General features: G+C 70.5%; 26 protein-coding genes. 12 read left to right on the top strand and 14 right to left on the bottom strand.

Going from position 1 to position 22,098, the window contains the following annotated elements:
* Positions 1-314: 314 nt before the first annotated feature.
* The gene (locus tag ABZS58_RS15220) at positions 315-500 is read right to left on the bottom strand and encodes a hypothetical protein (RefSeq protein ID WP_354781640.1); all 186 of its coding nucleotides are present in this window, start codon (positions 498-500) and stop codon (positions 315-317) included.
* A 216-nt stretch (positions 501-716) separates the two neighbouring features.
* Here ABZS58_RS15220 and ABZS58_RS15215 point away from each other — a divergent pair, with 216 nt between their 5' ends.
* Positions 717-2,048 (top strand): PQQ-binding-like beta-propeller repeat protein, encoded by a 1,332-nt coding sequence (locus tag ABZS58_RS15215; RefSeq protein ID WP_354781638.1) that lies wholly within the window; start codon positions 717-719, stop codon positions 2,046-2,048.
* Here the strand turns inward: ABZS58_RS15215 and ABZS58_RS15210 are convergent.
* Positions 2,045-2,596, bottom strand: coding sequence for a helix-turn-helix domain-containing protein (locus tag ABZS58_RS15210; RefSeq protein ID WP_354781636.1), 552 nt, complete (start codon positions 2,594-2,596; stop codon positions 2,045-2,047). The genes ABZS58_RS15215 and ABZS58_RS15210 overlap by 4 nt on opposite strands.
* Positions 2,597-2,683: 87 nt before the next feature.
* Here ABZS58_RS15210 and ABZS58_RS15205 point away from each other — a divergent pair, with 87 nt between their 5' ends.
* The 3 genes from ABZS58_RS15205 to ABZS58_RS15195 are packed head-to-tail and all read left to right on the top strand — an operon-like array spanning position 2,684 to position 5,330.
* Positions 2,684-3,382 (top strand): AzlC family ABC transporter permease, encoded by a 699-nt coding sequence (locus ABZS58_RS15205; RefSeq protein WP_354781634.1) that lies wholly within the window; start codon positions 2,684-2,686, stop codon positions 3,380-3,382.
* Complete coding sequence (locus ABZS58_RS15200) at positions 3,379-3,687, top strand: AzlD domain-containing protein (RefSeq protein ID WP_354781632.1); 309 nt, start codon at positions 3,379-3,381, stop codon at positions 3,685-3,687. The genes ABZS58_RS15205 and ABZS58_RS15200 overlap by 4 nt, the downstream gene beginning before the upstream one ends.
* A gap of 14 nt (positions 3,688-3,701) precedes the next feature.
* A complete protein-coding gene (locus ABZS58_RS15195) occupies positions 3,702-5,330 on the top strand; it encodes a fumarate hydratase (RefSeq protein WP_354781630.1) in 1,629 nt (542 codons plus the stop codon).
* A gap of 73 nt (positions 5,331-5,403) precedes the next feature.
* Here the strand turns inward: ABZS58_RS15195 and ABZS58_RS15190 are convergent, their stop codons facing one another.
* Positions 5,404-5,892, bottom strand: coding sequence for an Lrp/AsnC family transcriptional regulator (locus ABZS58_RS15190; protein ID WP_354781628.1), 489 nt, complete (start codon positions 5,890-5,892; stop codon positions 5,404-5,406).
* Positions 5,893-5,985: 93 nt separating this feature from the next.
* Here ABZS58_RS15190 and hppD point away from each other — a divergent pair, with 93 nt between their 5' ends.
* From hppD to hisC, 4 genes are read left to right on the top strand one after another with little or no spacing between them, the layout of a single operon-like run.
* Entirely contained in the window at positions 5,986-7,143 is a 1,158-nt protein-coding gene (gene hppD, locus ABZS58_RS15185; protein WP_354781626.1) for a 4-hydroxyphenylpyruvate dioxygenase, read from the top strand.
* A 10-nt stretch (positions 7,144-7,153) separates the two neighbouring features.
* A complete protein-coding gene (locus ABZS58_RS15180) occupies positions 7,154-7,795 on the top strand; it encodes an RDD family protein (protein ID WP_354781624.1) in 642 nt (213 codons plus the stop codon).
* Positions 7,792-8,742 (top strand): RDD family protein, encoded by a 951-nt coding sequence (locus ABZS58_RS15175; RefSeq protein WP_354781623.1) that lies wholly within the window; start codon positions 7,792-7,794, stop codon positions 8,740-8,742. Before ABZS58_RS15180 ends, ABZS58_RS15175 begins: the two co-directional genes overlap by 4 nt.
* Complete coding sequence (hisC, locus tag ABZS58_RS15170; RefSeq protein WP_354781621.1) at positions 8,739-9,776, top strand: histidinol-phosphate transaminase; 1,038 nt, start codon at positions 8,739-8,741, stop codon at positions 9,774-9,776. Before ABZS58_RS15175 ends, hisC begins: the two co-directional genes overlap by 4 nt.
* Here hisC and ABZS58_RS15165 read toward each other — a convergent pair.
* The 4 genes from ABZS58_RS15165 to ABZS58_RS15150 all read right to left on the bottom strand — a co-directional run bounded on the left by ABZS58_RS15165 (position 9,773) and on the right by ABZS58_RS15150 (position 13,458).
* Positions 9,773-9,976, bottom strand: a complete 204-nt coding sequence (locus tag ABZS58_RS15165) for a DUF305 domain-containing protein (protein WP_354781619.1) — start codon at positions 9,974-9,976, stop codon at positions 9,773-9,775. The genes hisC and ABZS58_RS15165 overlap by 4 nt on opposite strands.
* Entirely contained in the window at positions 9,976-11,325 is a 1,350-nt protein-coding gene (locus tag ABZS58_RS15160) for a PQQ-binding-like beta-propeller repeat protein (RefSeq protein ID WP_354781617.1), read from the bottom strand. Before ABZS58_RS15160 ends, ABZS58_RS15165 begins: the two co-directional genes overlap by 1 nt.
* A 106-nt stretch (positions 11,326-11,431) precedes the next feature.
* Positions 11,432-12,622 carry a fumarylacetoacetase gene (gene fahA / locus ABZS58_RS15155; RefSeq protein WP_354781615.1) on the bottom strand — a complete coding sequence of 397 codons (1,191 nt, stop codon included), beginning with the start codon at positions 12,620-12,622 and terminating at the stop codon, positions 11,432-11,434.
* Positions 12,619-13,458, bottom strand: coding sequence for a hypothetical protein (locus ABZS58_RS15150; RefSeq protein ID WP_354781613.1), 840 nt, complete (start codon positions 13,456-13,458; stop codon positions 12,619-12,621). The genes fahA and ABZS58_RS15150 overlap by 4 nt, the downstream gene beginning before the upstream one ends.
* A gap of 83 nt (positions 13,459-13,541) precedes the next feature.
* Here ABZS58_RS15150 and ABZS58_RS15145 point away from each other — a divergent pair, with 83 nt between their 5' ends.
* Positions 13,542-14,708 carry a homogentisate 1,2-dioxygenase domain-containing protein gene (locus ABZS58_RS15145; RefSeq protein WP_354781611.1) on the top strand — a complete coding sequence of 389 codons (1,167 nt, stop codon included), beginning with the start codon at positions 13,542-13,544 and terminating at the stop codon, positions 14,706-14,708.
* On the opposite strand, the gene ABZS58_RS15140 is transcribed toward ABZS58_RS15145, so the two are convergent.
* Positions 14,705-15,073 (bottom strand): PPOX class F420-dependent oxidoreductase, encoded by a 369-nt coding sequence (locus ABZS58_RS15140; RefSeq protein ID WP_354781868.1) that lies wholly within the window; start codon positions 15,071-15,073, stop codon positions 14,705-14,707. The genes ABZS58_RS15145 and ABZS58_RS15140 overlap by 4 nt on opposite strands.
* Positions 15,074-15,084: 11 nt before the next feature.
* Entirely contained in the window at positions 15,085-15,561 is a 477-nt protein-coding gene (ispF, locus tag ABZS58_RS15135) for a 2-C-methyl-D-erythritol 2,4-cyclodiphosphate synthase (protein ID WP_354781610.1), read from the bottom strand.
* 110 nt (positions 15,562-15,671) lie between these two features.
* Between ispF and ABZS58_RS15130 the strand changes: the two genes are divergently transcribed.
* Entirely contained in the window at positions 15,672-16,403 is a 732-nt protein-coding gene (locus tag ABZS58_RS15130; protein ID WP_354781608.1) for a TVP38/TMEM64 family protein, read from the top strand.
* A gap of 123 nt (positions 16,404-16,526) precedes the next feature.
* On the opposite strand, the gene ABZS58_RS15125 is transcribed toward ABZS58_RS15130, so the two are convergent.
* The 3 genes from ABZS58_RS15125 to ABZS58_RS15115 are packed head-to-tail and all read right to left on the bottom strand — an operon-like array spanning position 16,527 to position 18,286.
* Positions 16,527-16,946, bottom strand: coding sequence for a hypothetical protein (locus tag ABZS58_RS15125; protein WP_354781606.1), 420 nt, complete (start codon positions 16,944-16,946; stop codon positions 16,527-16,529).
* Positions 16,947-16,999: 53 nt separating this feature from the next.
* Entirely contained in the window at positions 17,000-17,761 is a 762-nt protein-coding gene (ispD, locus tag ABZS58_RS15120; RefSeq protein WP_354781604.1) for a 2-C-methyl-D-erythritol 4-phosphate cytidylyltransferase, read from the bottom strand.
* Between the two features lie 39 nt (positions 17,762-17,800).
* On the bottom strand, positions 17,801-18,286 hold the full coding sequence (locus ABZS58_RS15115; RefSeq protein WP_033363204.1) for a CarD family transcriptional regulator: 486 nt from the start codon (positions 18,284-18,286) through the stop codon (positions 17,801-17,803).
* A 365-nt stretch (positions 18,287-18,651) separates the two neighbouring features.
* Here ABZS58_RS15115 and ABZS58_RS15110 point away from each other — a divergent pair, with 365 nt between their 5' ends.
* Entirely contained in the window at positions 18,652-19,422 is a 771-nt protein-coding gene (locus ABZS58_RS15110) for a hypothetical protein (protein WP_354781602.1), read from the top strand.
* On the opposite strand, the gene ABZS58_RS15105 is transcribed toward ABZS58_RS15110, so the two are convergent.
* Together ABZS58_RS15105 and ABZS58_RS15100 are read right to left on the bottom strand one after the other, a co-directional pair.
* Positions 19,419-20,447, bottom strand: a complete 1,029-nt coding sequence (locus ABZS58_RS15105; protein WP_354781600.1) for a type III polyketide synthase — start codon at positions 20,445-20,447, stop codon at positions 19,419-19,421. The two genes, ABZS58_RS15110 and ABZS58_RS15105, sit on opposite strands and share 4 nt — an antisense overlap.
* Positions 20,448-20,467: 20 nt before the next feature.
* Positions 20,468-21,178: a class I SAM-dependent methyltransferase gene (locus ABZS58_RS15100; RefSeq protein ID WP_354781598.1), complete on the bottom strand. Its 711-nt coding sequence runs from the start codon at positions 21,176-21,178 to the stop codon at positions 20,468-20,470.
* Between the two features lie 45 nt (positions 21,179-21,223).
* On the opposite strand from ABZS58_RS15100, the gene ABZS58_RS15095 reads away from it, so the two are divergent.
* On the top strand, positions 21,224-22,045 hold the full coding sequence (locus tag ABZS58_RS15095; RefSeq protein WP_354781596.1) for a UbiA family prenyltransferase: 822 nt from the start codon (positions 21,224-21,226) through the stop codon (positions 22,043-22,045).
* The last annotated feature ends 53 nt before the right edge of the window (positions 22,046-22,098 follow it).

Here is a 22,098-nt window from a genome sequence, read left to right as displayed (position 1 = left end):
TGTGCGGCGCTTGCCTCCCCTCGAAGCTGCACGCGGTATTGCCCGATGGTAGTCAAATGAGAGCGACGAAAGAGCAGCGCCGTGGAGTCTTTTTCACGGAACGACATGCGCGTGCCGGAATGCGTCCAGGTCTTGCAGCGGTTTTGCTCACTATCCACACAAGGGCTACTCAAGCCCTACCGCTGCATTGCTCTGGACGAACGGGGACATTTCGGCACAATCATCGTGACTAGGGGTCGCACCCAACGTTGTGTGCGACCCCGAAATGCGTTCCCGGCGAGTCCTGGACGATCACCGGCCGCCTGATCTCGCGTCTACTTCGACGGACCGCCCGTCGCGGGCGGCGCAGCGCTTTCAGCGTCGCCGAAGATCCCGGCCGCCGGCCCGACCCCGTCAGCCGACGCGGCAAGCACCACCCCGCCACTGATGAACACGACAACACCTGCGACAAGCAGCGCCACCCACAGAAACCGCATCCGCCGCGGCCGTAGTTCGGTCATGCCCCGCAGTGTTTCAGCGTCACGAATCGATCACCCTCCGCCAAATCGGGAACTCCACGGAACGAATCGCTCGTCCTGATGACCGAAACCGGCGCCGCTTCGGACCGGTCAGGAGAAGACCGGTCGCGGGCATCAGCACTGGTGGGTGAAATATCCGCGACACGGGCTTATCGGGCGATCCCACGCAGTACCATCCGGCGCCGTTACGGTGGGCGGGTGGCTAGGGGAGCGGTCCGGAACTTCGAGACGGCGCTCGGCGCGATCGGGGTGCTGGCGCTCATCATCACGGCGATTCTCGTCACCGGTTGGAACCCGCTGCCCAAGGTGTCTTGGGACCTCACCGACTGGTGGGAGAAGGTCGCGTCCAGTAGCGGGAAGCTGTCCGAGCCGGAGACCTCGTGGACGGACCGCGTCGGGGGGCAGCCTTCGGCGGCGGTGATCGCCGGCGACGCGGTCGTCGTGCAGATGCGGGGCACGATCGAGGCCCGTGGGCTGCGCAGCGGGACCAAGCTGTGGGACAAGGAAGCCGACTGGGCCGCCGCGGCGGGCGACGGGGCCGGCCTCGTGGTGATCGTGGGGCGGCGCGGGAAAGGGCTCGAGGCGGTCGACCCCGCCAACGGGGCGGTGAAGTGGAAGGACGGGGCGGCGGTCGGGGCGTGGACCTACCGGGAGTCGGTGCTCGCGCTGGGCTGTGACGGGCTGACCGACTGCACACTCACCGCACGGGCGCCGAAGGACGGGGCGCAGATCTGGAAGCTGGCGCTGCCCGGGATCGGGCGGGTGCTCGCCGGGGTCAACAGCGACCTGCTCGGCACGCGGCTGCTGTCGGACACCTACGACGACGCGGTCAAGGCGACGCCGGGCTCGGTGCCGCCGATGCTCGGCTTCCCGATCGACCAGCGGGTTCAGGTGGTCGACATGCTGACCGGCAAGCGGCTGCGCACCGAAGAACCCACGACGAGCAGCCGGATCGTGGTCGTCGGTGGGCGGGTGCTGGTCTCGACCGCGGCGCCGAAGGACGGCAACTGCCGCTACAGCCTGGAGGCGCGCGACGCCGCGACCGGCAAGACGGTGTGGAAGAAGGACGGGTACGACCTGCGCACGTCCTCCGGCGCCGGATGCGAGCAGCGCCGCGACCCGGCCGGGGCGGACACGGTGATCGCCGCGACCCGGGGCGACAACCGGGAGGTGTTCCTGGCCCCGCGCGACGGCCGTGAGCTGTTCGTCGGCGGTCCGGGGGACACGCTCGTCGCGGCCGACAGCCAGTACGGGCTGATCCGCGGCGCCGACAAGAAGACGCTGCAGGTGATCAACCTGACCACCGGCAAGACCGCGTGGAAGCAGGAGATCGGCGAGAAGGCCGACGTGGCGATCACCCGCTACGCGGTCCTGGTCACCGACCCGGGGGCGGGGACACTGAAGGCATACCGGCCGGACAACGGCACGCAACGCCTCGACGCGAAGACGACGTCCGACGTGCTCGGCGTCGGGCCCGACGGGCTGCTGATCTCCCGAGGGCGGAACCTTGGATTTCTTCCATATTCTTAGCGGTGCTCCATCACCAGCGTGAACGAGGTGCCGGGGGTCAGGGCCTCATAGACGTGCGGGACGTCGCCGGGGAACGAGCAGTAGTCGTGCGGATCCAGGTCGACGGTCGCGTCCGTCGGGCCGACCCGCAGGCGGCCGCTCATCAGGACCACGTGCTCGACGGTCCCGAGCAGATGCGCGTCGGCCTTGCGCGGCCCGCCCATTCCGACGTTCATCACGTACAGGTCCCGCTTCGCGCCCGGCGGGCAGGTGGCCAGCAGCGTGCCGCCGAAATCCGCCTGCTCGGCCTGGATGGAGGGCCCCTCGCCGGCGCGGATCACCCGCGGCGCGGTCGGTGCGGGTGGCTCGACCAGCCGGCTGAACGGCACGTTGAGCGCCACGGCGAGCGCCCACAACGTCTCGATGTTGGGGTTGCCGGCGCCGGCCTCCAGCTGGTGGAGCGTCGACTTGGCGATGCCCGCCCGCTTCGCGACCTCGCTCAGCGACAGCTTCTCCCGCTCCCGCTCGCGACGCAGTGCGGCAGCGATGAACTCCAGTGGCGCGCCCATGACCACGCTCCCGTTCGGTGTAGCGAACGAATAATTCGGCTTGACGAACACCCACGCAGGCGTCCAGCATATCGAACTATGCGTTCGATGCTCCGAACAAGCGACCCGATCGTTCGCGACGTGGGTGCCCTGTGCGCGGCCGCGGTCGTCGTCGGGCTGTCGTTCGGCGCGATCGCCACCGCCGCCGGCCTGCCGCTCAGCCAGATCGTGGTCATGTCCGCGTTCGTCTACGCCGGCGGCGCGCAGTTCCTCGCCGTCGGGCTCGTCTCCGCCGGCGGCACCGCTCTCGCGATCATCCTGGCCGGCCTGCTGCTCAACGCCAGGCACCTGCCGTTCGGCCTGGCGATCGGCAACGAGACGCTCGGCGACGCCCGCTGGCGGCGGGTCGTCGGCAGCCACATCCTCACCGATGAGTCGGTCGCGTTCGCCCTGGCGCAGGAGGACCCGGTCCGGCGCCGCCGCGCGTACTGGATGACCGGCGTCGCCCTCTTCCTGACCTGGAACGTCGCCTCCACCCTCGGCGCGATCATCGGCAGCACCCTCGGCGACCCCGACCGCTACGGCATCGACGCGGCGTTCCCGGCGGCGCTGCTCGCCCTGACCTTGCCCTCGTTGAAGGACGCGGCCGCGGTTCGGGTGGCGGTGGCCGGAGCTGCTGTCGCCCTGGCTACGACGCCGTTCCTGCCGGCCGGTCTGCCTGTCCTGCTCGCCCTGCTCGGACTGGTCTTCGCGCTGCCGGTCCCGCGTTCCTCAGGTCGTACCGACGCCGCAAAGGAGACCTCGTGAGCTGGATCGTGATCGTGGTGCTCGCCGCCGGCACCTACGCGCTGCGCTTCGCCGGACCGGTCCTGCGCAGCAGGATCACCGTCTCTCCCGCGGTGGGCCGCTACCTGACCCTGGCCGCGATCGCCCTGCTCGCCGCTCTCATCGGCACCGCCGCGCTGCTGGACGGCACGTCGTTCGTCGGCGTCGCACGCCCCGCGGGTGTCGTGGTCGGCGCCGTCCTCGCCTGGCGGAAGCTGCCGTTCGTCGTGGTCGTCGTCGCCGCGGCGCTCACTGCCGCCCTGCTCAGGCTGGCCGGAATCCAGTAACTACAGTCGAGGGCATGCCTGAGTTCGCGTTCTCGCCGCTGCTGCCGCTCGGCCCCGACACCACCGAATACCGGCTGATCACCAGCGACGGGATCGGGCGCGACGGGCGGTTCCTCACCGTCGCCCCCGAGGCGCTGACCCTCCTCACCGACGAGGCGATGCACGACATCGCGCACTTCCTTCGCCCCGCGCACCTCGCCCAGCTCCGCGCCATCATCGACGACCCGCTCGCCTCCCCGAACGACCGCTTCGTGGCGCTGGACCTGCTCCGCAACGCCAACATCGCCGCCGGCGGCGTCCTGCCCATGTGCCAGGACACCGGCACCGCGATCGTCATGGGCAAGCGCGGCCGCTTCGTCCTCACCGACGGCAACGACGAATCGTCGATCGCCCGCGGGGTTTTCGACGCCTACACGCGCCTCAACCTGCGCTACTCGCAGCTTGCCCCGCTGACCATGTGGGACGAGAAGAACACCGGCTCCAACCTGCCCGCGCAGATCGAGCTGTACGCCGAGGGCGACGACGCCTACAAGTTCCTCTTCATGGCGAAGGGCGGCGGCTCGGCGAACAAGAGCTACCTGTACCAGGAGACGAAAGCCCTGCTCAACCCCACCCGGATGATGCAGTTCCTGGAGGAGAAGCTCCGCCTGATCGGCACCGCGGCCTGCCCGCCGTATCACCTGGCGGTCGTCATCGGCGGCACCTCCGGCGAGCACGCCCTGAAGACCGCGAAGCTCGCCTCGGCGAAATACCTGGACACGCTGCCGACGTCGGGCTCCGCGACCGGGCACGGTTTCCGGGACCTCTCGCTGGAGGCCGAGGTGCTGCAGCTGACCCGCGAGTTCGGGATCGGCGCGCAGTTCGGCGGCCGGTATTTCTGCCACGACGTCCGCGTGGTCCGCCTCCCCCGCCATGGCGCCTCCTGCCCGGTCGCGATCGCGGTCTCCTGCTCCGCCGACCGCCAGGCCGTCGGGAAGATCACAGCCGAGGGCGTCTGGCTGGAGCAGCTGGAGCGCGACCCGGCCCGCTTCCTGCCCGACGTGACCGACGAGCACCTCGACGACGACGTGGTCGCCGTCGACCTCAACCGTCCGATGGCCGAGATCCGCGCCCAGCTCTCCGCCCTCCCGGTCAAGACCCGCCTGTCCCTGACCGGCCCCCTGGTCGTGGCCCGCGACATCGCCCACGCGAAGATCGCCGAACGCCTCGACGCCGGCGAGCCGATGCCCGCCTACCTCCGCGACCACGCCGTCTATTACGCCGGCCCGGCGAAGACCCCCGCCGGCTACGCGTCAGGCTCCTTCGGCCCCACGACGGCCGGCCGCATGGACGCCTACGTGCAGAAGTTCCAGGCCGCGGGCGGCTCCCTCGTCATGCTGGCCAAGGGCAACCGCTCCAAGCAGGTCACCGAGGCCTGCCACAGCTACGGCGGCTTCTACCTCGGCTCGATCGGCGGCCCGGCCGCCCGCCTCGCCCAGGACTGCATCAAACACGTCGAGGTCATCGAATACCCCGAGCTCGGCATGGAAGCAGTCTGGAAGATCGACGTCGTCGACTTCCCCGCCTTCATCGTCGTGGACGACAAGGGCAACGACTTCTTCGCCGAGGTCACCAAGCCGGTCCTCACCGTCGGCCGCCGCTGAACTTCCCGAACTCCGGGCATGTCGAGCCCTGGGCACCGGCCCCGGGCTCGACAACCAGGGTCCAAAGGCGACCTCAGGCCGTCCGGGCGGCGGCGACGACCAGGGGCAGGGTGCGGTGGGGGATCTGTTCCGCGAGGGCGATGATCGTCGAGGAGCGCTCGATGCCGGCGAAGCTCATGACGAGGTCGATGACGCGTTGGAGGTCGGTGTTGGAGCGGGCGACGATGCGGCACATCAGGTCGCCCGAGCCGGTGATGGTGTGGGCCTCCAGGACTTCAGGGATGCCGGCCAGGTGGGCGGCCACCGGGTCGTGGCCGGAGCGCTGGCGGATCTCCAGGGTGACGAAGGCCGTGACGCCGTAGCCGAGGGCGGCAGGGTCGATGTCGGGGCCGTAGCCGCGGATCACACCGCGGTCGGTGAGGCGGTCGAGGCGGGCCTGGATCGTGCCGCGGGCCACGTGCAGGCGGCGGGAGCACTCCAGGACGCCGATCCGCGGTTCGGCGGCGAGCAGCGCGATCAGCCGGGCGTCGAGTGCGTCGATCGGACTGGGCAACTTGTCCACCGGTTTCCCCGAATCCACCAGCAAAATGAACAACCTGACCATGCAGAATAGCGTTGGTTGCCCAGCTGCCGAACCAGCGGCGAGGCTGGGACCATGACCCGCGCTGTCGAAGACCTCAACGAGCTCATCGGTGCTGTCGAGCACGACGTGTCGCATGACCCGTTCCCGCTGACCGGTCTCGATCACGTCCGGTTCTACGTCGGCAACGCCAAACAGGCCGCTCACTACTACTCGACGGCGTTCGGGATGACGTTGGTCGCGTATCGGGGGCCTGAGCAGGGGCATCGGGATCACGCCGAGTACGTGTTGCGGTCCGGCTCGGCCGTGTTCGTGCTGGCGGGCGGGGTGCACCGGCAGGCTGAGGCGACGCGTCACTATGAGCGGCACGGTGACGGGATCGCCGACATCGCGCTCGAGGTGCCCGACGTCGACACGGCATATGCGCACGCGCTGCGGCAGGGCGCGACGGGGCTCGAGGCGCCGCACGACGAGCAGGATGAGCACGGGGTCATCAGGGTGGCGGCGATCGCGGCGTACGGGGAGACCCGGCACACGCTGATCGACCGGTCGCGGTACAGCGGCCCGTGGCGCCCCGGGTTCGTCGCACGGCAGCCGATCGTGGCGCCGCCGGCGAAGCGGTTCTTCCAGGCGGTCGACCACGTGGTCGGCAACGTCGAGCTGGGCCGGATGGACGAGTGGGTCGAGTTCTACAACCGGGTCATGGGCTTCACGAACATGGCCGAGTTCGTCGGTGACGACATCGCGACCGAGTACTCCGCGCTGATGAGCAAGGTCGTCGCCAGCGGTACCCGCAAGGTGAAGTTCCCGCTCAACGAGCCCGCCGTGTCGCGCAAGAAGTCGCAGATCGACGAGTATCTGGAGTTCTACGGCGGACCGGGCGCGCAGCACATCGCCCTGGCGACCGGGGACATCCTGCGCACCGTCGACCTGATGCGGGCCGCCGGGGTGGAGTTCCTGGTCACGCCCGACTCGTATTACGACGACCCCGAGCTGCGGGCGCGGATCGGGCGGGTGCGGGTGCCGATCGAGGACCTGAAGGCGCGCGGCATCCTGGTCGACCGGGACGAGGACGGCTACCTGTTGCAGATCTTCACGAAGCCGGTGCAGGACCGCCCGACGGTCTTCTTCGAGCTGATCGAGCGGCACGGCTCGCTCGGCTTCGGCAAGGGCAACTTCAAGGCGCTCTTCGAGGCGATCGAGCGAGAGCAGGAACGTCGCGGGAACCTGTAACACTGTCGGGGTGACGTACCCCCAGCAGCAGCCCCAGCAGAACCCTTATAACCAGGGATACCCGCAGGGCGCTTACGGTGTGCCGGCGCAGGCCTACTACGGCCCCGCGCCGGTGCCGGTGGCGCCGACCGGTCAGCCACTCGCCGGGTTCGGCGCACGGCTCGGCGCGTACCTCATCGACGCATGCGTCTTCCTCGTGCTGTCGATGGTGGTGCTCATCCCGGCCATGTTCGCGATCATCGCGTGGATCGGGACCCAGGCGTCGCAGTTCGAGACCGATCCGGTGACCGGTCAGCTGGTCAACGAGCCCGACGCCGCGCTGCTCGTCGGGCCGATCATCCTGATCTACATCGCGATCTTCGTCGTCATGATCGGGTTGAGCTATGTGTACTACGTCGAGCTGTTCCCGTCCCGGCGCGGTGTCACACTGGGTAAGCGGGCGCTCGGTCTGGCGCTCATCCGGCTCGACGACCCGTCGGCGCCGATCACCCGCGGCGTGGCGGGCAAGCGCTGGCTGATGCAATACGTGGTGGCGATCTTCGTCCCGTTCTTCTCGTGGATCGACGGCTTCTGGCAGCTCTGGGACAAGCCGTTCCAGCAGTGCCTGCACGACAAGGTGGCGCAGACGGTTGTGGTTAAGGTCAACAGGTGACAGCTCCAGGTTGGTACAAGGACCCCGTCGACCCGGCCGTTCAGCGGTACTGGGACGGTGAAGGCTGGATCGGTGAGCCCCTCCCGGCCGATGCCGTCCCGCCTGCGGGGCCGCCGGCCGTCGCGCCACCGCCGCCGCCCGTCGCGCCGGTCGTGCCACAGCTGGGGGCCGTGATCCTGCCTCCGGGCACGCCGGTGCCACCCGGCGGGTTCCCGCCCGGCCAACTGCCACCCGGCGCGATCGTGCTGGCGCCCGGCACGCCGCTGCCACCCGGCGTGCAGCCGCAGGGGACGCTGCCGCCCGGCGCGTATCCGACCGGCGCGGTGCAGGTGCTGCTCCCACCACAGGGGGTCGCCGGGGGCGGGCCCTTGACGGCGACGGCGCACGGCCGGCAGGTCGCCAACCTCGGCTCCCGGCTGGTGGCGCGGCTCGTCGACATCGCCGCGCTGCTGCTCATCAACGCGGCGGTGACCGGCTGGTTCGTCTACCAGTATCTGCACCTGATGATGCCGGTGTTCCGGGAGTCGTACGAACGCTTCAAGGCCAACGAGTCGACCAGTGACATCGTGCAGCCGGAGCGGGCCGGCACGCTGCAGATCGTGATCCTGATCCTGATCGCGGCGCTCTGGTTCGCCTACGAGGTGCCGGCGATCGCCAACACGGGCCAGACGTTCGGCAAGCGCCTGCTGAAGATCAAGGTCATGCGGATGGAGAGCGAGGACCGCATCGGCTACGGCCGCGCCATCCGCCGCTGGAATCCGCTCGGCCTGTCGGTGCTGCTGTGGACCTGCGGCGTCGGGTTCGTGCTGCAGTTCCTCGACAGCCTCTCCCCGGTGATCGACTGGCCGCTGCACCGCGCCTTCCACGACCGCTCGGCCGGCACCGTCGTGGTGCGGGACGCCGCGGTCCCGTCCCCGCCATCGAAGCCCACCGGAGACCCGTCATGACCCGCCTCACCCGCCCTGACCTCGACGCCCTGCCCGCCTACGTCGCCGGTCGCACCGTGCCCGGCGCGATCAAGCTGGCCAGCAACGAGGTCCCGTACGGTCCGCTGCCCGGCGTCGTCGACGCGGTCGCCTCGGCGATCGCCGGCGCGCACCGCTACCCGGACCCGGGCTCCACCGCGCTGCGCTCGATGCTCAGCGACCGGCTCGGCGTCGACACGGACCGCATCGCCACCGGCTGCGGTTCGGTCGCCCTGTTCGAGCACCTCTTCCGCGCGACCTGCCTGCCCGGCGACGAGGCCGTCTACGCGTGGCGGTCCTTCGAGGCGTATCCGATCATCGCCGCCGCCTCCGCGGCGACCAGCGTCCGCGTGCCGAACACGGCGGAGCACGCCCACGACCTGCCGGCGATGGCGGCCGCGATCACCGACAAGACCAGGCTCGTGATCGTCTGCAACCCGAACAACCCGACCGGCACGGCGAGCCGCAAGGCCGAGCTCGACGCGTTCCTCGACGCCGTGCCGCCGACGGTCCTGGTCGCCCTCGACGAGGCGTACCGCGAGTTCGTCACCGACCCCGACGTGCCCGACGGCCTGGTCACGTATGGCGACCGCCCGAACGTCGTGGTGCTGCGCACCCTGTCGAAGGCGTGGGGCCTGGCGGGCCTGCGCGTCGGCTACCTGATCGGCTCACCCGAGGTCGCGGCCACGGTGCGCAAGGTCGTCACGCCGTTCTCCACGTCCGCGACGGCCCAGGCCGCGGCCCTCGCGGCCCTGCAGGCGTCCGACGAGATGCAGCGCAGGGTCGACCTGATCACCGCCGAGCGGGAGCGGGTCGTCGCCGCGGTCCGCAAGGTGTATCCCGACGTCCCCGACACCGAAGCCAACTTCTTCTGGCTGCCGCTCGGCGACGCCGCCCTCGACTTCGCCCGGAAGTGCGAGGAGTCGGGCGTGATCGTCCGCGCCTTCGCCGGCGACGGGGTCCGCGTGACGATCAGCTCCCCCGGCGAGAACGACGCCTTCCTCGACTGCCTCTAAGACAGCTTGTCGAGCAGGGCCTTCATCTCGGTGATCTCGGCGGTCCGGCTCGCGACGACGGCACCCGCGAGCTGCTTGACCGCCGAGCCCTGAGCCTGAGCGGTCTGCGCGGTTTCGACGGCACCCTCGTGGTGAGCTCCACCGCCGCCGCACCCCGCCACGAGCCCGGCGGATACCGGAACCAGCGCAGCGGCCCGCATCAGCCGATGCCGACCAGCACGACGGTGTTCATGCTGAAGTAGTACTTGTCGTCGATCTCCGACGCGTTGGTGGTGTGCAGGCGCTCGACCACGAGGTAGCCGCCGTGCAGGTACAGCTCGCTGAACACGAACCGGTCCTCGGGACGGATCCGCAGCTCGGTGCTCGACGTGACCGCACCCGTGACCAGATTCAGCACCAGGAGCTGGTAGTCGCGGTTGATCAGGTAGACGTTGCGCTGGTCCGCGCCGATCAGCGCGCCGGACACCTCCGACATCCACAGCCGCTGGCCGGTGGTGCGGGAGAAGGCCCAGATGTAGCCGCCGACGACCTGCTCGGCGAGGACGTCGCCGATCACGACGACCTTGTCCTTGTCGGGCACGGTCTCGGGCTTGACGATGTTGTCGGCGCCGAGCGACCAGTACGTCGGGGTGATGCTGCCGACGCCCGACGCCGCGTCGGCGTAGCTGACCACGTCGCCGGTCGGGGCGGCCTTGAACAGGGCGCAGCCGGACCGGCCGAGCTGGCAGGACGTCGGCTCCAGGAACCAGTTCGTCACGTTGTCGGGGCCGATCGACGCGCCCGGCGGGCGCCACGTGGTGAGGAGGGTGCCGGTGCCGGCGTCGTACACCTCGAGGGTGGCGGGCTTCGCGCAGGTGTCCTTCACGAAGTACGCGTCGTCGCTGGTCCAGTCGACGGAGTGGCAGTTCGGGGTGGCGGCGAAGGAGTGCGTCCAGCGGATCTTGCCGTCGACCGGATCGATGGCCTGCACGACGTCCTTGCCGGTGGCGATGACGACCTGCTGGTGGTCCAGCGCCGAGGTGGTGACGAAGAGGTCCTCCGGGCTGTACAGCGCCTTCGCGCCGGTGCGGCGGCCCTTGAACGTCTCGCCGTCGGCGGGGTCGATGCGCACCTGCCAGACGATGTCGCCCTTCTCGGCGTCGAGGGCGACGATCTCGCCGTCGGACCACTTGGTCACCACGACGGACATGCCGACGCCGCTGGCGGGCTTCTCGACGGCGACGACCGAGACGACCTCCGCGGGCCAGCGCCGGTACGCCCAGTGCGGCGTCATCAGCCGCTGCGCGGTCACGGGCGTGTCGGCGAACACCCGGCGCTGCTCGGTGTAGACGCGCAGGCGGCCCTCGACGATCAGCGGCGCCGAGGGCAGCTCCGCATACTGGATCGACTTGATCGGCTCGGGCGACGGGACCGGCTTCTTGGCGCTGCTGACGGTCTCGGCGGGCTTCAAGGTCCGATACGCCGTGACGCCCATCGCCGCGATGACCACGATCGCGAAGAGCGCGGTGAGGACCCGGCGCAAGGACCGGGGCCAGTTTCGTGGACGCACGCTGAATCGCCGCCCCGCACCACCGGTCCCCATAACCACCTCCGCCGGGCACCATACCCGGCGATAGTCGCATTCTGCTCACGGTGACCGTCGATCGCCGGGCTTCTCACACTCGCGTCACCACCGTGCCGGTCACCTCACCGAAGCCAACCACGACGCCGTCGGAACACCACCCGGAGGCCGAAATCGTGACCGTGTCGCCGTCGAGCAGAAAGCTACGGGTCGTGCCGTCATCCAGGCGGACGGGATGTGCGCCGTTCCATGTCCGCTCGATGAACGATCCGGTCTGCTCGGGCGTGGCGCCGGAGATCGTGCCGGACGCGTAGAGGTCGCCGGTGCGCGCCCAGGCGCCGTTGGCGGTGAGATGGGCGAGCTGCTGCGCCGGCGTCCAGTAGATCCCCGCATATGGCGGCCGCGACACGAGGGTGCCGTTCCATCGGATTTCGCAGCGGATGTCGTACGAGTAGCGCTCCGCCTCCCGCAGATAGGGCAGGACGGGTGGGTCCTGGACGACGGCCGCCGCCTTGACCGGCTCGAGGGCGTCCAGGGGCACCACCCACGGCGAAACGGACGTGGCGAAGGACTTGCCCAGGAAGGGCCCGAGCGGCACGTACTCCCAGGCCTGGATGTCCCGGGCGGACCAGTCGTTGACCAGGACGGCGCCGAACACGTGCTCGCGGAAATCGTCGACGCCGATCACCCCTTCGGAGGACGCGCCGACGACGAACCCGAGCTCGGCCTCGACGTCGAGCCGCCGCGACGGGCCGTGGCTGGGCCGCTCCTCGTCGGGCGCCTTGCGCTGGCCGTGCGGGCGCGGGATGTCGGTGCCGGAGACGACGACGGTGCCGGCGCGTCCGTGATACCCGACGGGGAGGCTCTTCCAGTTGGGCAGCAGTGTCGGCGAGTCGGGCCGGAAGATCCTGCTGAGGTTGTTCGCGTGCTCTTCCGAGGAGTAGAAGTCGACGTAGTCGGCGACCTCGAAGGGCAGCGCGAGCGCGGTCCCGGCGACCGGGTGCAGCATTCCCTCGATCGTGGCCGTTTTCGCGCCGGTGAAGAGCTCGGTGAGCTGCTCGCGGACCCGCGTCCAGGTGGGGCGGCCGGTGGCGAGGAAGCGGTTGAGGGTCTTCGCGCCGGTGAACGTGCCGCCGGCGTCGACCAGCCCGGCCTCCTCGGCGGCGGCGAGGTTGAGGATGAGGTCGCCGGCGCGGACGCCGGTCCAGCCGGCGCGGGTCGCGCACAGCGGCAGGTTGTGCAGGCCGAAGGGGTCGTCGGCGGCCGGCTCGATCCAGGTCGTCACGCGGGCACCTCTCTGGGGAGCAGGCCGAGGTTGGTCAGGTCGGTGACGGGCTCGTCGACGCTGCAGCTGCCGAAGCCGACCCACAGCGGCCGCGGCTGGTCGAGGGCGTCGCGGACGGCCGCGGCCAGGGGGTGACCGTCGGTCGCCGCGAGCATGCCGGCGAGGTCGGCGGGACCGGCGCCGCGGGCCGCGGTGAGGGTCGCGGCGAGCACGTTGAGGAAGCCGTGGTGGACCAGGCCCGTGTCGGGGTCGGTGTGCCGGACCGCGTGGTGCAGGCCGGCGGTCAGCTTGAACGGCAGGTCCCGGTCCCGGCAGGCGCAGATCACCGCGGCCAGCTCGACCGGCGAAGGGAACAGCTCGGCGGCCAGTCCCCCGGTGCGGAACTTCGCGGCGGCCGGCAGCCCCTCGGCGCGCAGGTCGGCGAGCCGGTCGAGCGCCTGCATCAGCCCCCAGGCCAGCGGGATCTCGAAATACCAGCTCCACGGCCGGTCGCCGTGCTTGCGGGCCAGGTCGGCGAGCTGGTCGATGCCGGGTGCGGGGTCCTCGCCGCGCTTGGCGACCGGGGACTCGACCTGCCGGACGGTGAGGTGCGCCGGGATCGACTCGAGGGCGGGACCGACGGCGCCGGGCTCGCCGACCACGCCGACGGCGACGGTCGCGGCGATCCGGGGCAGGGCGGCGGCGGGGACCAGCAGCGGGCCGATCATCGCCGCCCACGGGCCGTCGCGGTGGCCGAGGTGGGCCGGGACGGCGTCGGGCAGCGGGAGGCTCCCCGGCGGGAAGACGGCGGCGTCGTCGACCAGGGCGGTCAGCAGAGGCGGTACTGCGTTTGACACAGCTTCCGAATCTAATGGACGCTATACAGGGCGGACAACTTCGTCCGATATCCGGACGGTTTCTTTCTTCCGGGAGGCATCAGATGCCGTATTACCGTCGCGTGGGCGAGGTCCCACCGAAGCGACACACCCAGTTTCGCCAGCCGGACGGCTCGCTGTTCGCGGAAGAGCTGATGGGGCAGGAGGGTTTTTCGAGCGACTCGTCCCTGCTGTACCACAAGCATCGACCGACAGCGATCCTGTCCGCCACCGCGGTCACGCCGTTCGCGACGACGCGCGCGCCGAACCTGCCGCTGCAGCCGCGGCACCTCCAGACGCACAAACTGTCCTTCTCGTCCTCTTCGGACGCCGTCCTCGGCCGGCAGCACCTGCTGGCCAACGACGACGTCCGGATGTCCTACGCGCTCGCCACGACGCCGTCCCCGCTGTACCGCAACGCGATCGGCGACGAATGCCTGTACGTCGAGTCCGGGACGCTGCTCGTCGAGTCGGTGTTCGGCGCGCTCGTGCTCGACCCCGGTGACTACGTGATCATCCCGACGTCGGTCATCCACCGCCTGGTGCCGGTGGACGGGCCGGTCCGGCTGCTGACGATCGAGGCGTCCGGGCACATCGGCCCACCCAAGCGGTATCTCTCCAAGCACGGCCAGTTCCTGGAGCACTCGCCGTACTGCGAGCGCGACCTCCGGGGCCCTTCAGAACCGCTGATCACGGAAGGGTCGGAGGTGCCGGTGCTCGTGCAGCACCGGCGCGGCTGGACCGAGCACGTCTACGTCAACCACCCGTTCGACGTCGCCGGCTGGGACGGCTGCGTCTACCCGTGGGCGTTCTCGATCCACGACTTCGAGCCGATCACCGGCCGCCTCCACCAGCCGCCGCCGGTCCACCAGACCTTCGAGGGCCCGAACTTCGTCATCTGCTCGTTCGTCCCGCGCAAGGTCGACTACCACCCGCTGGCCATCCCCGTCCCGTACAACCACCACAACGTCGACAGCGACGAGGTCCTCTTCTACACGGGCGGCAACTACGAGGCCCGGCGCGGGTCCGGCATCGTCCAGGGCTCGATCTCGCTGCACCCCAGCGGCTTCACCCACGGCCCCCAGCCCGGCGCCGTCGAACGCGCCATCGGCGCCGAGGCCTTCGACGAGCTGGCGGTCATGGTCGACACCTTCCGCCCCCTCGACCTGTGCGAGCCCGCCCTCGCCGTCGAGGACACCGCCTACGCCTGGACCTGGGCCCGGACCGTCTAGTGCTCGACCACCCTGGTGGCGGTGAGGCGGCAGACGACGCGGGTGACGCCGGGGACCTTCTCGGTCCAGGGTTTGCCGTCGTACGCGCGGCTGAGCTCGTCGATCAGCTCCGGCCCGCCGTCCTCGACCATGGCGACGGTGCCGCGGACCTCCACGTGACGGTAGGGGTTCGCGGGGTCGTACACGCAGATGGAGACGCGCGGGTCGCGCTCCATGTTGCGGGTCTTGCGGCGGCCGCGGATGGTCGAGAAGACGACGTCGCCGGCGTCGTGCTTGGCCCAGATCACGCTGGACTGCGGGGCGCCGTCGGGGTTGATCGTGCTGAGCACCAGGAAGGCCCGGCGGTCCAGCAGTTCGCGCAGCATGTCGTTCACGTCTACTCCTTCGGAACCGGATAGATCAGCGCCACGGCGGTGGCGGCGAGGCCCTCACCCCGGCCGGTGAAGCCGAGCCCGTCGGTCGTGGTGCCCGACAACCGGACGATCGCGCCGATCGCCGCCTTCAGCGTGTCCTCGGCCTCGGCGCGGCGCTTGCCGACCTTGGGGGCGACGCCGATCACCTGCACGGAGACGTTGCCGATCTCGTAACCCGCCTCGCGGACCAGCCTGGCGGCCTCGGCCAGCAGGGTCACCCCTTTGGCGGCGGCCCACTCCGGGCGGCCGGTGCCGAAGACCGCGCCGACGTCGCCGAGGCCGGCCGCGGACAGCAGCGCGTCGCAGATCGCGTGGGCGGCGACGTCGCCGTCGGAGTGCCCGGCGAGCCCGTCGACACCCTCCCATTTGAGGCCGGCGACCCAGCACTCACGTCCTTTTTCGAACGCGTGTACATCCGTCCCGTTGCCGATCAACATCATTTCTGGATCACTTTGGGAGGGTACGACGATCGGTGCACGATCGTGAACTTCTGGTTGCCGGGTCGTCATCGGGCTCGGCATCCTGGCATTCCGGGCCTAGGCTAGGTCGGGTGCGCAGCGACCAGACGACCCCGAAAGCCCCACAGCAGTGGTGGCGCACCGGAGCCGCCTTGCGCTTCGGGCTGCTCGCCCTGCTGGTCGCGACGTTGTCCGTGGTGATGCTGATCATCCACCCAGACAAATCGTCGCTGACCCATGCCGTGGGGCCTGACCACCCGTTCGCCCCGGCGATCGCCGTCATCGGCGCCGCCCTGCTGACCACCGCCCTGGTCCCCCGGACCCTGCTCGCCGGCGTCGGCGGCGTCCTGTTCGGCTTCGCCGGCGGCGTGCTGTACATCATGGCGGGCGTGATCCTGGGCGCCTTCCTCGCCTACCTGATCGGCCGCTTCCTCGGCCGCGACTTCATGGCCCGCCACCTGTCCGGCCGCTTCCTGGCCGTGGAGCAGGCGGTGGCCAATCGCGGCATCGTCGCGGTGATCATTTCGCGGATGATCCCGTTCGTGCCGTTCTGCGTCGCCAACTACGTGTTCGGCACCACCCGGGTCCGGCCGGCCACGTTCATCGCCGGCACCACCCTCGGCGCCCTGCCCGCCACGATCGCGTACGCGGCGCTCGGCTCGGCCACGGCCCGCGGCGACACACTCGGCATGTCGCTGGCCGGCGCGATGATCGCGACCCTGGGCATCGGCGGCTCGATCGGCACCTACTTCGTGTGGCGCCGCCGCCCCCGCAAGCAGCAGACAGCGGTCGCGGTGGCCCCGATCTCGGCCGCCCCCGCCTGACCCGCGCTCTCCCCGCTCCTCCGTCGGCCCCCGTGGCGTTCGTCGCCCCGGGGCCGGTCCGTTTCAGGGCCTGCACCGCACGCGGGCCGACATCGCGCGGCGAGCACCTCAGGCCCCAGCGGGTCAGGGGCGGCGGCGGAGGGCGAATGCCTCGATCCGGGTGAGATCCCTCGGGCGGAGGCCGCGGCGAGGGTGTGGGCGGATCAGCAGGGCCCGGCCACCCGCCGTCAGCCGCGTCGCCGGCACGGCGGTGTCATCCGTCCACACCAGCCGGCGGCCGGACGCGAGGACCCGCCGGGCGGCGGCAAACTTCAGGGCGTCGGTCACCTCCACCCCGGCCGGCAGGGCACGGCCGAACGCGGGCAGGTCGAACAGGCGCTCCAGCACGTCGGCGTCCGGGCACCACGTGGAGCACCAGCGGACCTCGACCAGCCCTGCGGCGGACAGCCCGCGGATCCGGGAGATGAGGGCCGGTGCCCAGCGGATGGGCCAGTCGACGCCTTCGGAGTGTGCGACGCCGCGGTGCAGGAGAGGGCCCCACAACGGGCGGCGGGTGTTGAGGACGCCGTCGACGTCGAGCAGCCAGACCGGCGGGGTCAGAGCAGCAGCTCGGCGATCGCGAGGTCGAACGGCCGGGTGATTTTCAGGGCGGCCTCGGCGCCTGGCACGGTGTGCACGGCGACGCCGAGCTTCTCGGCCATGCCGGCGTCGTCGGTGTGCTCGTCGACGGCGGCGGCGTGTGCGCTCGTCAGGACCGACCGGCGGAAGCCCTGGGGGGTCTGCACGGCGCGGAGGACGGAGCGGTCGACAGTACCGACGACCATGCCGGAATTGTCGACCTCCTTGATGGTGTCGACCACCGGAAGAACGGGTATGACGGCGCCGTGCCCCCCTCGCACCGCGTCCGCGACCGCCTCCACCAGCTCCGGTGGGGTCAGTGCCCGCGCCGCGTCGTGGACCAGCACGATGTCGAACGCCTCGGGGACGGCGGCCAGGGCGGCGGCGACCGACGCCTGCCGGCTCGCGCCACCGGCCACCACGATGAGCACCGGCGCGACGGATTCACCGGAAGCTCCCAGAGACGACTCAGGCGTCCCACAGGTCTCACCGGCAACAATGGATCTCGTGACCACGGGGCCGAGCAGGGCGGCGACGTCGTCGACGGCGTCCGCGGGAGCGGCCACGACGACGCAGCCGACGCTGGGAGCGGCCGCCACCCGGCGCACGGCATGCACGAGCAGCGGCTCCCCACGCAGGAGCCGCAGTGCCTTCGGGGCGCCGGGGCCGAGTCGGACCCCCATGCCCGCAGCAGGCACGAGGACCGCGACGTCACCACGCACCCTTGGATGCGCCGTCACGTCGCGGTCCTCGTCTTCAGGATTAGCCGGGCTGAAATGTCAGGCCTCGGTCAGCACCTTGTCCAGCAGCGTCTCGGCCTCATCCTTGGTGCTCTTCTCGGCAAGCGCCACCTCGCCGACCAGGATGTCCCGAGCCTTGGCCAGCATGCGCTTCTCGCCGGCCGACAAGCCACGCTCCCGGTCACGGCGCCACAGGTCACGCACGACCTCTGCGACCTTGAGCGGATTGCCGGAGGCCAACTTCTCCAGATTCGCCTTGTAACGCCGCGACCAGTTGGTCGGCTCCTCGGTGTGCGGAGCGCGGAGGACGTCGAAGACCTTGGTCAGGCCTTCCTCGCCAACCACCTCGCGCACGCCGACGATTTCGGCGTTTTCGGCGGGCACCCGCACCGTCAGGTCACCCTGAGCGACCCTGAGGACGAGATACTGCTTCTCCTCGCCCCTGACGACCCGAGTCTCGATTGCCTCGATGAGTGCGGCCCCGTGGTGGGGGTAGACAACGGTCTCGCCGACACTGAAAACCATAGGTTCGAAACCCCTTTCGCTGTGTCTAGGGTAACACGGTCACGCGCTGTCGTCCCACCTGAGAGAGCAGCATTCGCGCAGGTCAGAACACATGTGAGTCCCCTTTCTCCCGCTTGACATGAATCGTGGAACCTGCTGCGTAACGGATCAACAACCCTGGGCACGCGCAAATGCGCAGGCTGTAGGACATTTCCGATTGATTGTCGCGAGTGCGTACAGATCCGGCGGCGGGTGCCCCGAACACCACTCTCCGTGATGTAACCAGCGGCGGAGCGTGCGAAAATCTTCATACATCTCGATGGGTGCACCCCTGGTGTTGCGCGGCCCGGTGAGGGAAAGTTGAGGCAGGTGCGAGGAGAACAGCGATGGGCACGCTGCGGGGCGACAACGGCGGTGGTGATCGGCCACAGGATGGTGGCGGCATCCCCGACCTGCCCCCTGAGTGGGGCACGATCATCATCCCCGACGATGCGGGCGCACTCGACGATGAAGGCACATCGATCCGCCGTCAATTCCATCGCGCCGCAATCCGCCGTCGCTGGCGGCGCCGGCTGCATCTGAGCCCCGAGCCGATCAAGCGGACGGGCGACGATTCTCCGGGCCTGGCGGTGCCGCTGCTGATCATGTCGATCGCCGTCATCGCGACGCTGGTGAGTCTGTTCGCGGTCGCGTGGCCGCGGCGCAATCCCAATGGCACGCCGCAGCTCGCGCCGCCGTCCCCGGCCGCCGTGGTGAAGCTCTCCGGGCTCAGCCTCTTCGACGCGGAGGGCAGCACGGTGCGGGTCCGCGACCTCACCCCCGCGGTCATCCTGCTGGTCGAGGGGTGCACCTGCGAGCACCTCATCACCGGCACCGTCGAGGCCGTCGCCGCCGGCCGTGCGCCGTCCGCCATGGTCGTGGTGCTCGCCGTCCGCGTGCCGCCGCTGCCGCAGGGGCTCAACGACAAGGTGCGGGTGCGCGCGCTCGCCGACCCGAACAGCTCGGTCCGGGCGGCGGTGCCGTTCCTCGCGGCGAGCCGCACCACCGCCGCCCTCCTGGTCGCCGCCGACGGCACCGTGATCCGGGCGGTCAGCTCCGTGACGGAGGCCGCCGCGTTCGACTCCGAGCTGGGCAACCTCGCGGCCTCGCCCAGCTAGAGACCGCGCAGCAGCGTTCCGTACAACGTCAGCCCAGGGCCGAACGCGAGCGCCACGGTGTTCTTCGGCGGACCCGAGGCCCGCCGCCGCAACGCGTCGATGATCAGCAGAACCGTCGGGGACGAGCAGTTGCCGTGCTCGGCGAGGGTGCCGCGCGACTCGGCAAGGGCGGACTCCGGCAGCGCCAGGCGGTCGCGCACGACGTCGAGGATCCTCGGACCGCCCGGGTGGACCGCCCAGCCGTCGACGTCGGCGAGCGTCAGGCCGTGCCTGCCGAGGAGGTCACCGACCAGATCGGCGACGTAGATCGACAGGACGTCGGGCACCTTCGGCGACAGGCCCATCCGGAAGCCCAGGTCGGTCACGTCCCACGTCATGTGGTCCGCCGTGGCGGTGTCGGTCACCGCGGCGATCTCGGCAACCCCTTGGCCGGAGGCCTGGTCGGCGCGCGGGACCAGCACCACAGCGGCCGCCGCATCCGAGAAGAGCGCGTGCGCCACGATCTGCTGCGGGTCCTCGCTCGGCGGCTGGACGTGCAGGCTGGTCAGCTCGAGACAGAGCAGCACCGCCGGCAACCCGCGCGCCGACACGAAGTCCGTCGCGGCGCCGAGCCCGGGCAGCGCGGCGTAGCAGCCCATGTGCCCGATGAAGAGCCGCTGCGTCGTCGGCGCCATGCCCAGGTCGCGGGCGAGGAGGATGTCGAGGCCGGGGGTGGCGTATCCGGTGCAGGAGCACACCACGAACAGCCCGATCTCGTCCGGTCGCAGCCCGGCCGCGTCGAGCGCGCCGGTGACCGCGTCCTTGCCCAGCGGCAGCGCCTCGGTCAGATACCGGCCCATCCGCTTCGCCGTCGACCAGCCCGACGCGTCCTCGATCAGCGGGTTGACCGCGCCGTGCCTGGTGACCACACCGGAGTTCTCGAAGATCCGTTTCGCGAGCCCCCTGCGGGAGCCGTTGTAGTGCCGCTCGAAGAAGCCCGTCCACACCTCGTCCTGGCGCATCGGGCCCGGGAATGTCACACCCATGCCTGCGATCGCGGCACCTGTCACTGGGTCCCCTTTCTGCCGCGCCCCTGGTAGAGGATCGCGGTGGTGAACGTCGGCACGATCGGCACAGCGTTGCGGCGGGTGACCAGCCAGCGGGCGAGCGCGGGGAGCGTCGGTCGGATGCCCCGCACGTCGATCGGCACGCCGTTGCCCGCGCACGCCCTCTGCAGCGCGCGCGGGTCGACGAACATGGTGGGGTCGTGGATGCCGCGGACCGCGGGCATGATCGCCTCGGCCAGGCGGACCGCGACCAGACGCGACACGGCGGTGTCGGCGAGGGTGTCGAGGACCAGCCAGCCACCGGGGCGCAGGACGCGGCACGCCTCGGCGACCACCCCCGGCCAGTCCGGGACGTGTTCCAGGAGCTCACCTGCGCTGACGACGTCGACGGTGCCGTCGGCGAACGGCAACCGGCACGCGTCCGCCAGGACCGGGGTGACGCCGTGCGCCGCGGCCTGCTCCAGCCCGGAGACGATCAGGTCGACGCCGACGTGCCGGTAGCCCTTGTCGGCGACGTGCGGGGCGAGCAGGCCGCCGCCGCAGCCGAGGTCGAGCAGGACGGCGCCGTCGCGCTCCGCCGGCGGGATCAGTCGCGCGCGGGCGCGGGCGAGCCAGTACAGCATCGACAGCGGCGAACCGGGGCGCCACCACTCACCGGCCAGGTCGTCATACTGACCAGGGTCGTTACGCGCCCGGCGCGTCGATCGCATGGGTCGAGACTGACACGGAACCCCTCGGACAGCCACACTTGCCAGATGTCCGTTGCTCGCTCGATTATTCGTGCCAGCCATCCGGAGCCGGCGGTGGCGGTCACGGCCGTCGCCGCGCTGCTGTCGTTCGGACTCGGAAGACCCTGGCCCGGGGTGGTGTCGGCGGCGGCTTGCGTACTGGCGAGCCAACTGTCGATCGGATGGGTCAACGACGTTCTGGACGCTCCTCGGGACGCTTCGGTGGGGCGCACGGACAAACCGGTCGCCACCGGGGCCGTTTCCCGTCGGCTGATCCTGGTTCTCGGGGTGTCCGCGGCTTTTCTGGTCGCTCCGCTCGGTTTCCTGTCGGGCGTTCCCGCCGGACTCGTCGCCGTGCTCGGGCTGGTGTCCGCGCTGCTCTACGACTGGCCGCTGAAGTCGACGTTGGTGTCGGTGCTGCCGTACGCGGTGTCGTTCGCCTGCCTGCCGGCGTTCGTCGTGCTGGGCGCGGGTCTCGACCCGCCGGTGTGGCTGCTGGCCGCAGGTGCCCTGCTCGGGGCCGGCGCACACTTCGTCAACACGCTGCCCGACCTCGACGACGACATCAGCACCGGCGTGCGCGGCCTGCCGCATCTACTCGGCCGGCGCGGGTCGCTGCTCACCGCGGCCGTCCTGCTGTTGCTCGCCACGGTGTTCCTGGCGTTCGGGCCGCCCGGGCCGCCGCCGCTGCTGTTCTGGCCGACCCTGGCGGTCGCTCTGATCGTGCTGGGTCTGGGCGTGCGCGCCATGCGCCGCGACCCCACCTCGCGCACCCCATTCCTGGCGGTCATCGCCGTGGCGCTCATCGATGTGGTGTTTCTGCTGGTCAGCGGCTTGAACCTGGAATGACCGGGCCAGTGTCAGGGTGCGCGTTATCGGCCGATCAACGGCATCTAGGCTGT

Origin of the sequence: Dactylosporangium sp. NPDC005555 (genome assembly GCF_040605635.1) — a bacterium.
Classification (GTDB): domain Bacteria; phylum Actinomycetota; class Actinomycetes; order Mycobacteriales; family Micromonosporaceae; genus Dactylosporangium.
The sequence above is the reverse complement of the archived record's forward strand: the minus strand, read 5'-3'. Positions and strand labels throughout refer to the sequence as shown.

Coding starts and splice junctions, on each gene's coding strand:
- ABZS58_RS15210 (WP_354781636.1), bottom strand. CDS start 2,596: ATGGGCGCGCCACTGGAGTTCATCGCTGCCGCACTGCGTCGCGAGCGG.
- hppD (WP_354781626.1), top strand. CDS start 5,986: ATGACCCGCGCTGTCGAAGACCTCAACGAGCTCATCGGTGCTGTCGAG.
- ABZS58_RS15140 (WP_354781868.1), bottom strand. CDS start 15,073: ATGCTGCGCGAACTGCTGGACCGCCGGGCCTTCCTGGTGCTCAGCACG.
- ABZS58_RS15220 (WP_354781640.1), bottom strand. CDS start 500: ATGACCGAACTACGGCCGCGGCGGATGCGGTTTCTGTGGGTGGCGCTG.
- ABZS58_RS15105 (WP_354781600.1), bottom strand. CDS start 20,447: ATGGGTGTGACATTCCCGGGCCCGATGCGCCAGGACGAGGTGTGGACG.
- ABZS58_RS15115 (WP_033363204.1), bottom strand. CDS start 18,286: ATGGTTTTCAGTGTCGGCGAGACCGTTGTCTACCCCCACCACGGGGCC.
- ABZS58_RS15205 (WP_354781634.1), top strand. CDS start 2,684: ATGCTCCGAACAAGCGACCCGATCGTTCGCGACGTGGGTGCCCTGTGC.
- ABZS58_RS15110 (WP_354781602.1), top strand. CDS start 18,652: ATGGGCACGCTGCGGGGCGACAACGGCGGTGGTGATCGGCCACAGGAT.
- hisC (WP_354781621.1), top strand. CDS start 8,739: ATGACCCGCCTCACCCGCCCTGACCTCGACGCCCTGCCCGCCTACGTC.
- ABZS58_RS15165 (WP_354781619.1), bottom strand. CDS start 9,976: ATGCGGGCCGCTGCGCTGGTTCCGGTATCCGCCGGGCTCGTGGCGGGG.
- ABZS58_RS15095 (WP_354781596.1), top strand. CDS start 21,224: ATGTCCGTTGCTCGCTCGATTATTCGTGCCAGCCATCCGGAGCCGGCG.
- ABZS58_RS15100 (WP_354781598.1), bottom strand. CDS start 21,178: ATGCGATCGACGCGCCGGGCGCGTAACGACCCTGGTCAGTATGACGAC.
- ABZS58_RS15195 (WP_354781630.1), top strand. CDS start 3,702: ATGCCTGAGTTCGCGTTCTCGCCGCTGCTGCCGCTCGGCCCCGACACC.
- ispF (WP_354781610.1), bottom strand. CDS start 15,561: ATGATGTTGATCGGCAACGGGACGGATGTACACGCGTTCGAAAAAGGA.
- ABZS58_RS15145 (WP_354781611.1), top strand. CDS start 13,542: ATGCCGTATTACCGTCGCGTGGGCGAGGTCCCACCGAAGCGACACACC.